General features: G+C 72.4%; 8 protein-coding genes and 1 pseudogene. 7 read left to right on the top strand and 2 right to left on the bottom strand.

Features of this window, described 5'->3' with window-relative positions; all coding sequences use genetic code 11:
- From DEP02_RS23495 to DEP02_RS23465, 7 genes and pseudogenes are all read left to right on the top strand, one after another.
- A pseudogene (locus DEP02_RS23495) lies at nucleotides 1–395 on the top strand (ATP-binding protein); the annotation flags it as partial.
- 215 nt (nucleotides 396–610) lie between these two features.
- Nucleotides 611–1,081: a single-stranded DNA-binding protein gene (locus DEP02_RS23490; protein WP_112469679.1), complete on the top strand. Its 471-nt coding sequence runs from the start codon at nucleotides 611–613 to the stop codon at nucleotides 1,079–1,081.
- Between the two features lie 208 nt (nucleotides 1,082–1,289).
- A complete protein-coding gene (locus DEP02_RS23485; RefSeq protein WP_112469678.1) occupies nucleotides 1,290–2,666 on the top strand; it encodes a Cys-Gln thioester bond-forming surface protein in 1,377 nt (458 codons plus the stop codon).
- 130 nt (nucleotides 2,667–2,796) lie between these two features.
- Nucleotides 2,797–3,093, top strand: a complete 297-nt coding sequence (locus tag DEP02_RS23480) for a hypothetical protein (RefSeq protein ID WP_112469677.1) — start codon at nucleotides 2,797–2,799, stop codon at nucleotides 3,091–3,093.
- Nucleotides 3,094–3,272: 179 nt separating this feature from the next.
- Nucleotides 3,273–4,937, top strand: a complete 1,665-nt coding sequence (ettA, locus tag DEP02_RS23475; protein WP_112469676.1) for an energy-dependent translational throttle protein EttA — start codon at nucleotides 3,273–3,275, stop codon at nucleotides 4,935–4,937.
- A gap of 9 nt (nucleotides 4,938–4,946) precedes the next feature.
- Nucleotides 4,947–5,378, top strand: coding sequence for an acyl-CoA thioesterase (locus DEP02_RS23470; RefSeq protein WP_112469675.1), 432 nt, complete (start codon nucleotides 4,947–4,949; stop codon nucleotides 5,376–5,378).
- Nucleotides 5,375–6,073 carry a DUF8010 domain-containing protein gene (locus DEP02_RS23465; protein WP_112469674.1) on the top strand — a complete coding sequence of 233 codons (699 nt, stop codon included), beginning with the start codon at nucleotides 5,375–5,377 and terminating at the stop codon, nucleotides 6,071–6,073. The genes DEP02_RS23470 and DEP02_RS23465 overlap by 4 nt, the downstream gene beginning before the upstream one ends.
- An 18-nt stretch (nucleotides 6,074–6,091) precedes the next feature.
- On the opposite strand, the gene DEP02_RS23460 is transcribed toward DEP02_RS23465, so the two are convergent.
- Both DEP02_RS23460 and DEP02_RS23455 read right to left on the bottom strand, forming a co-directional pair.
- Nucleotides 6,092–7,051 (bottom strand): ABC transporter ATP-binding protein, encoded by a 960-nt coding sequence (locus DEP02_RS23460; protein ID WP_112469673.1) that lies wholly within the window; start codon nucleotides 7,049–7,051, stop codon nucleotides 6,092–6,094.
- A 103-nt stretch (nucleotides 7,052–7,154) separates the two neighbouring features.
- A partial coding sequence (locus DEP02_RS23455) for an FtsX-like permease family protein (RefSeq protein ID WP_332871995.1) occupies nucleotides 7,155–8,702 on the bottom strand: 1,548 nt, incomplete at its 5' end.

The raw sequence follows: 8,702 nt of genomic DNA, 5'->3' as shown, positions 1-8,702 counted from the left end.
ACCTGGCGGCGCGGACCGGGCTGCCCCCGGGGCGGCCGCCGCGCCCGGGCTGGTGGCCGGCCGCGGTCCTCGCGCAGGCGGCGATGACGATCCTCCAGGTCGTCGGGGGGCTGTGGCTGGTCGGCCAGATCGTCGGGGTGATGGCGCCGAACCTATGGGTGCCGGTGCTGCTCATGATCGCCGGCATCGTCGGCGGGCCGCTCGTGGAGTGGAGCTGCCGGATCGCGGCACGCGGACCGGCACGGCGGTACGGGCAGGAGGCGGAGCGCCGGCTGCGGGAGGCCGCGGCGGGGTGCGGCCGTGCCCGGGTGCTGGATCCGGTGGCGGCGGAGCTGCTGCGGTACCGGGAGGTGCGCGAGCAGTACGCACGGGTCATGGGGACGGGGATGTGGTGAGGCAGGGCGGGGCCTCCTATCACCCGCAGGGGTGAGGGAGTTTTCCACAGGCAGGCGGTGGTCCACAGGTCTCAGCGGGCCCGGCCCGGCGGAGGCAGTCTGGTCCCGCGGCGATCGCGACGGACGCGGTCACCGCGGCAGACGCAGCCGTACGGGACGGGCCCGTACGCGTGTCCGCCCGGCCCGGGCGGCCGGACGGAGGAGGGGATCGAACCATGAACGAGACGATCGTGTGCACCGTGGGCAACGTGGCGACGCAGCCGGTGCACCGGGAGCTGCCCTCGGGCGCCTCGGCGCGGTTCCGGCTGGCGGTGACCTCCCGCTACTGGGACCGGGAGAAGAACGTCTGGACGGACGGGCACACCAACTTCTTCACGGTGTGGGCCAACCGACGGCTCGCCGACAACACGGTGGCGTCGCTGAACGTGGGCGACCCCGTCATCGTGCAGGGCCGGCTGAAGGTGCGCACGGAGACCCGCGACGGCACCAGCAGGACCTGGGCGGACATCGACGCCCTGGCGATCGGCCACGACCTGGCGCGGGGCACGACGGCCTTCCGGCGCACCGCCAGGACGGAGCCGCAGCCGGTGAGTTCGCCCCCGCGGCCGGAACCCACGTGGGAGACGCCGCTCCCGGACGCGCACTCACCGCAACGGCCGGAGCCGGCAGCCGCGGTGACGGGCTGACAGGGGCCGTGAGCCGATCTTGGTCATAACGATTCTGATTCGGATCAGCCATCTGACGATACGACAGTCAAGTAGGGGTGCGGGCGGTCCTTAGGATGCCGGGCATGGCTCTTGGGGCTTGAAGATTCTGCTGGTGGGACCGCTCCCCCGCGTCAACGGCCCTGCTCGGAGGGGAATTTCCGTGTGTGCTTGGTACTCTGCGCCGTCCGTGCGCGGGCGAGGGGCGGCCCGTCTCACCGCCGCGGCCCTGGTGTCGGGACTCGTCGCCGCCGGCGTGATGGCCGCCGCCGGCCCGGCCGCCGCCGAGGGAACGTCGCAGAGCCCGGGCGGGGCGAGTGCCACCCTGGGCGGCCTGAAGACCTACGGCACCGCCGTCATCCATGACGACGGCGGGGACCACCAGGTCTCCGCGGGCCTGTTCGAGATGTCCGTCGACGGCGGCGGCACCCTGCAGACCTACTGCATCGACATGCACAACCCCACCCAGCGGGACGCCAAGTACCACGAGACGTCGTGGAGCGGCACCTCGCTGGCGGTCAACAAGGACGCCGGGAAGATCCGCTGGATCCTGCAGAACTCCTACCCGCAGGTGAACGACCTCGCGGCGCTCGCCGCCAAGGCGGGCGTGAAGAACCTCACCGAGCAGGACGCGGCGGCCGGCACCCAGGTGGCCATCTGGCGCTATTCCGACGGCGCGGACGTCGACGCCGTCGACCCGGAGGCCGAGAAGCTCGCGGACTACCTGGAGAGGAGCGCCCGCGACCTGCCCGAACCGCGGGCCTCGCTGACCCTCGACCCGCCGGCCGTCTCCGGCCACCCGGGCGAGCGGCTCGGCCCGGTGACGGTGCGCACGGACGCGAGCAGCGTGACGCTCACACCTCCCGCGGGCGCCGCCACCAGCGGTGTGCGGATCGTCGGCAAGGACGGCAAGGAGATCACCTCCGCCAGGAACGGCAGCCAGGTGTTCTTCGACGTCCCCGAGGACACCGCGGACGGCGCGGCCACGCTGACCGCACAGGCATCCACCACCGTGCCGGTCGGCCGCGCCCTCACCTCCGACAGCCGCAGCCAGACCCAGATCCTGGCCGGTTCCAGCGAGTCCACGGTCTCCGCGACCGCCCGTGCCACCTGGGCCGCGAAGGGCGCGATACCCGCGCTGTCCGCGGCGAAGAACTGCGCCAAGGGCGGCCTGGACATCACCGCCGCCAACAAGGGCGACGAGCCGTTCACCTTCGAGCTGATGGGCATCCGGCACACCGTTGCCGCGGGCGCCACCGAGACGGTGACGATCCCGCTCCAGGAGGACCAGGCCTACGACTTCACCATCGCGGGCCCGGGCGGCCACGGGCAGCGCTTCACCGGCGTCCTGGACTGCGAGACCCAGGGCAGCCCGGCCGGCACCGCCACCCGGACGCTCAGCGAACCCAGCCCCGCCATGGTCGGCACCCCCTCCACCGACACCAACCTCGCCGACACCGGCGGCACCGACACCACCCCCCTGATCGCCGCGACCGGCCTCAGCCTGCTGGTCCTGGGCGCCACGGCGCTGAGCATCGTCCGCAAGAAGAAGACAACTCAGGACTGACGTCCGAAGTGGGGCACCACGACATACCGGGCTAGCGTGGAAGGAGAGACGGAGAGCACGCGGGGAGAACAGAGAACAACGTCGAGCGGATGCCGGATGTCCGGCCCCGGCCGACGGAACGGGATGCGACATGACCGTGCAAGCAAGCGGGACAGCCCCCGGCACAGCGCCCACCAGCCCCCACGGCGCCCGCGCCGCGGCCGAACGCGTCCTCTCGGGCGATGCGGTGATCGTCCCCCTGGGCAACCTCCGGATCGAACTGCCGCCGAAGGACCAGCTCGCCTACCTCACGGGCCTCGGCCTCCTCGCCGCACTCAACCTCATCGAATGGCCGATCGCCCTCGCCATCGCCGTCGGGCACGAACTGGCCCGCAGCCACCACGGCAAGACCCTGCGCGCATTCGGGGACGCCCTGGAACAGGCGTGACCCACACCCACGCCAAGGCCGGCCGACGACGCCCGCGGTACCGGACCAGCCCCTGACACAGCCCCCGAACCCCCAGGTCAGCGCCCCGCGACCGGATGGGTTTCCGCCCAGGGGCGGCGGTGCGGCAAGATGGGGTGTATCTGCCCACTGCCTGATTTCAAGCTGCCGGACGGTTTCTCTTGGCTGAGTTCATTTACACCATGCGCAAGGCGCGCAAGGCGCACGGCGACAAGGTGATTCTCGACGACGTCACCCTGAGTTTCCTGCCGGGTGCCAAGATCGGCGTCGTCGGCCCGAACGGCGCCGGCAAGTCGACCGTGCTGAAGATCATGGCGGGGCTGGAGCAGCCGTCCAACGGTGACGCGTTCCTCACGCCCGGCTACAGCGTCGGCATCCTGCTGCAGGAGCCCCCGCTGAACGAGGAGAAGACGGTCCTGGAGAACGTCCAGGAGGGCGTCGCCGAGATCAAGGGCAAGCTCGACCGGTTCAACGAGATCGCCGAGCAGATGGCCACCGACTACTCGGACGCGCTGCTGGAGGAGATGGGCAAGCTCCAGGAGGAGCTCGACCACGCAGGCGCCTGGGACCTCGACGCCCAGCTGGAGCAGGCCATGGACGCGCTGGGCTGCCCGCCCGGCGACTGGCCCGTCACCAACCTCTCCGGTGGTGAGAAGCGCCGCGTCGCGCTGTGCAAGCTGCTGCTCGAGCAGCCCGACCTGCTGCTCCTCGACGAGCCCACCAACCACCTCGACGCCGAGTCGGTGCAGTGGCTGGAGCAGCACCTGGCCAAGTACCCGGGCACCGTCGTGGCCGTCACCCACGACCGGTACTTCCTCGACAACGTCGCCGGGTGGATCTGCGAGGTCGACCGGGGCCGCCTGCACGGCTACGAGGGCAACTACTCCAAGTACCTGGAGTCCAAGGCCGCCCGTCTCAAGGTCGAGGGCGCCAAGGACGCCAAGCGGCAGAAGCGCCTGAAGGACGAGCTCGAGTGGGTGCGGTCGAACGCCAAGGGGCGGCAGGCCAAGTCCAAGGCGCGTCTGGCCCGCTACGAGGAGATGGCCGCCGAGGCCGAGAAGATGCGGAAGCTGGACTTCGAGGAGATCCAGATCCCGCCGGGCCCGCGCCTGGGCAACGTCGTCGTCGAGGTCGACAACCTCCGCAAGGGCTTCGGGGACAAGGTCCTGATCGACGACCTCTCCTTCACGCTGCCGCGCAACGGCATCGTGGGTGTCATCGGCCCGAACGGCGTCGGCAAGACCACGCTGTTCAAGATGATCCAGGGCATCGAGGAGCCGGACTCCGGCAGCATCAAGGTCGGCGACACCGTCAAGATCTCCTACGTCGACCAGACCCGCGAGAACATCGACCCGAAGAAGTCGCTGTGGGCCGTCGTCTCCGACGAGCTGGACTACATCAACGTCGGCCAGGTCGAGATGCCGTCCCGGGCCTACGTGTCCGCCTTCGGCTTCAAGGGACCGGACCAGCAGAAGCCGGCCGGTGTGCTCTCCGGCGGTGAGCGCAACCGTCTCAACCTCGCGCTCACCCTCAAGCAGGGCGGCAACCTGCTGCTCCTCGACGAGCCGACCAACGACCTCGACGTCGAGACCCTGTCCAGCCTGGAGAACGCGCTGCTGGAGTTCCCCGGCTGCGCCGTGGTCATCTCCCACGACCGGTGGTTCCTGGACCGCGTGGCGACGCACATCCTCGCCTACGAGGGCGACTCCAAGTGGTTCTGGTTCGAGGGCAACTTCGAGTCGTACGAGAAGAACAAGGTCGAGCGGCTCGGCCCGGACGCCGCCCGCCCGCACCGCGCCACCTACAAGAAGCTGACCCGGGACTGATCGAAGCAGATGCGTCACACATATCGCTGCCCCCTGCGCTGGGCGGACATGGATGCGTACGGCCACGTCAACAACGTGGTGTTCCTCCGCTATCTGGAGGAGGCCCGTATCGACTTCCTGTTCCGCCCGGACAAGGAGTTCCAGCAGGGGTCGGTGGTGGCGCGCCACGAGATCGACTACAAGCGGCAGCTCGTCCACCGGCACGCGCCGGTGGACATCGAGCTGTGGGTCACCGAGATCAGGGCGGCGTCCTTCACGCTCTCCTACGAGGTCAAGGACGGCGACCAGGTCTACGTCCGGGCCTCGACGGTGATCGTGCCGTTCGACTTCGAGGCGCAGCGCCCCCGCCGGATCACAGCGGAGGAGCGGGAGTTCCTCCAGGAGTACACGGACGACGCCGACGAAGCCGACGCCGCCGAGGAGGAGGCCGTCGCCGCATGACGGTGCTCCAGGTGCTCCACCTCGCCGACGGGACGGAGGCGGCGGACCTCGCCGCCTTCCTCTCCCGGCTGCTGCACTACGACCGTGCCGCCGCGGTGCGCCTGCAGGCGGCCGGCACGGCGGTCGCCGTGTTCGGGCGACCGCCGTCCTTCGAGGTGCTGGCGGTCCGCACGGTACGGCTGGCCGAGCCGTACGAGAACGGTCCCGACGGCACCCTCGACGTCACCGTGTCCGCCGGTGAACTGCTGGAGGCGGTCGACGAGCCGACGGCCTCGGCCCGCGTCCCGGCCGCGGTGACCGGGCCGCCATGGGCGGGCGTACTGCCGCCGCGCGGCGGCTGGCGTCCGGAGCCGGGACTGCCCCCGGCGGAGGCCCTGGGCGCGATGGTGTCCGCCGCCGTCGCCGAATTCCGCTCCCGGACACAGCAGTTGGAGGAGGAGCGGCGCACCCGCGCCGAACTCGACCGGATCGGGCGGGAGATCTGGTCCCGGATGGTCGGACAGACCCAACTGCCCGTGCGGGCGGTGCACGCGGCGCAGTCGCTGCGGTTCCTCGGACCCCCGGCGTCCCCCGGGGCGGGGGACCCCACGTTGCTTTCGTCGGGTGCGTGGCTGCGGCTGCGGACCCCGTACGGTTCGATCGCCGTACGACGGGCCGAGACGGGGCTCGGCACCCTGGGCGTCAGCGTCCGCTGACCCGGTGACGGCCGGCTGTCAGCTCCCCTCGCTGTCGTCCGGCCGCACCGCGATGTGGTCGGGCTCCAGTTCCAGTGCCACCCGGTCGCGCATGGCCAGGGCCCGGGTGTACTCGGCGGGCAGTTGCAGACGGCCGGCGCGGTCCAGCATCGCGTACTCGCGGCTCACCACCCGCTCGTCGCCGGTCGCCGCGTCCACCTCGCTGCGGCGCAGCACCTCCGTGGACGTACGGCCGTCGCGGATGGCGACCGTGCGGCGGACCTCGCCGGCGACCGCCTGGTCGTGGGTGACGATGACGATGGTGGTGCCCAGGTGTTCGTTGGCGGTGCGGAAGGCGGCGAAGACCTGCTCGGCGGTGTGGGAGTCGAGTTCGCCGGTCGGCTCGTCGGCGAGCAGCACCGCGGGGTTGTTGGCGAGGGCCACCGCGATCGCGACGCGCTGCTGCTGGCCGCCGGATATCTGGTGCGGGCGGCGGTCGCGGCAGTCGCCCACCTGAAGCAGCTCCAGCAGTTCCAGCGCCCGTTCGGCCTTGGCGCGGCGGCCTCCTCCCCAGGTGCCGGACAGCTGCATGGGCAGGGCGACGTTCTGCGCCGCGGTCAGATAGGGCAGGAGGTTGCGGGAGGTCTGCTGCCAGACGAAGCCGACGACCGCGCGGCGGTAGCGCAGACGGTCCTTCGCGGTCATGGTGAGCAGGTCGTGGTCCGCGACCCGGGCGGCACCGGCCGTGGGGGTGTCCAGGCCGGCGAGGATGTTCATCAGGGTCGACTTGCCGCTGCCGGACGCGCCGACGAGAGCCATGAGCTCGCCCTCGCGGACGAGCAGGTCCAGGCCCTGGAGCGCCTGGACCTCCACGCCGTCGGTGGTGAAGATGCGGACCAGACGGTCGCAGCTGATCAGCGCGTCGTGGCCGTAGGCCGGGCGGGAGCGGTCCGCGGCGGCACGCTGGGCCAGGTCGGCCAGGGTGGGGTTCGTCGTCATCGGAGGTCTCCTGGGCGGCGGCTACGGCGACTGGAGCGGCTACGGAGGTTACGGCGACTGGAGCGGCTACGGAGGCTGGAGCGGCTGCGGCGCTCGACCGGATTCATCTCGCGTCACCCGCCCTCAGCTCCCGTACCGCGCCCCGCCGCCCCGTCCACCACGCCTGCCCGGCGGCGACCCCCACCGCCAGCAGCAGAACCGCCGCCGCGGGCAGGGCGAGGGACAGCGGATCCGTCCGCAGCGCGTTCCCGCCGACGGACACCGCCGACGGCGGCAGGGCGATGGCCGTCAGGTCGATGCCGGGGGCCAGGAGACGGATGGCCGCCCAGCCCGTCAGCGCGCCGCCCGCCGCGGCGAGCAGGGCCTGGGGCAGCGACTCCAGGACGAGGAGGCGGCGGCCCTGGGCGCGGGTGAGCCCCATGGTGCGCAGTCGGGCGAGGAGCGCGGCACGTTCGGGCGCGGCGCGCAGCAGGGCGAGGAACAGGGCCAGGACGGCGTACCCGGCACCGGCCGCCACCGCCACCGCGTAGATGGTCTCGGCGCCGGACTGCAGGGGCGAGTCGACGTACGTGGTCCGCTCCTCGGAGCGCAGGTCCACCGTGGCGGACGTGCCCACGATCCGGCGCAGGGCGCCGGCGTCCAGATGGTCGCCGGTCACCAGCAGCGCACTGGTGCGGGCCGTCTCCCGGCTCAGCCCGGCCCGGTCCATGACCAGGAAGCTGGTGCCGGGCACGGCCGGGGTCCGGTCTCGGACCACGGTGATCCGGACCGTCACCTCGGTGCCGTCGCCCAGCCGCACCGGGAAGGGCCGCATGCCGTACCTCCTGGCGACCGACGGGGAGGCCAGCGCCGGCAGCGGGGCCCGGGAGCCGGCGGCCTCGGCCGGTCGCCGCAGCCGCTCCGCCGGGAAGGCGCCGAGCCCGGTGCGGTCGGCCAGAGCCGCGTACTTCGCGGGGGCGACGCCCGCCAGCGGCACCTGCCTCATCTGCCTCCCCGCCGTGGCCCAGTGGTTGATGCTCACCTCGGTGACGTCCCGTACGCCCGGTGCCCGGCGCACCCGGTCGGACAGCCCGGTCGGCAGTGCGTCGATCCCCTCGACACGGGCGTCGGCGCCGACCGCGAGGAGGGCCGACCGGTCGCGGGCGTCGGCCACCCCCACCAGCACCGAACCGCCGAAGGCGGCGGTGGTGAGCGCGGTCAGCAGCGCCAGCAGCGGCAGTACCGCGGAGACGGACGTACGGCCCGCGCGGGCCAGGGACAGATGGCCCACCGCCCCGCGCAGCCGGCCGGCCGGGCGGGCCAGCCGGCGCAGCGGCCACGGGTACAGACGGACCAGCACCAGGGCCGCGATCACACCCACCAGCACCGGTGCCAGCGACACCAGCGGATCCCCCGACTCGCCCGAGACCCCGCGTCGCCGCAGCGCCTCCACCGCCCCCGCCGCGATCACCAGCAGCGTGAGCTCGGCGACCGTACGGCGCCGGGAAGGACGTACGGACACCGTGTCCTCGCGCGGCCCGTGGACGCGGACCGTGCGGTGCGCGACCGCCGCGCGCAGCGGCAGCGCGGCGCAGGCCACGGCCGTGACCACGACGGCCGCGGCGACCGCGGAGAGGCGGCGGCTCGTGGGGACGGCGAGCAGGGCGGCGCC

It is taken from the genome of Streptomyces triticisoli, assembly GCF_003270085.1.
GTDB classification, from domain to species: domain Bacteria; phylum Actinomycetota; class Actinomycetes; order Streptomycetales; family Streptomycetaceae; genus Streptomyces; species Streptomyces triticisoli.
This window is presented reverse-complemented; position numbering and strand designations above follow the sequence as displayed.

Excerpts from the sequence above, each read along its gene's own strand:
- DEP02_RS23490 (WP_112469679.1), top strand. The coding sequence starts at position 611 with ATGAACGAGACGATCGTGTGCACCGTGGGCAACGTGGCGACGCAGCCG.
- DEP02_RS23480 (WP_112469677.1), top strand. The coding sequence starts at position 2,797 with ATGACCGTGCAAGCAAGCGGGACAGCCCCCGGCACAGCGCCCACCAGC.
- DEP02_RS23470 (WP_112469675.1), top strand. The coding sequence starts at position 4,947 with ATGCGTCACACATATCGCTGCCCCCTGCGCTGGGCGGACATGGATGCG.
- DEP02_RS23465 (WP_112469674.1), top strand. The coding sequence starts at position 5,375 with ATGACGGTGCTCCAGGTGCTCCACCTCGCCGACGGGACGGAGGCGGCG.
- DEP02_RS23460 (WP_112469673.1), bottom strand. The coding sequence starts at position 7,051 with ATGACGACGAACCCCACCCTGGCCGACCTGGCCCAGCGTGCCGCCGCG.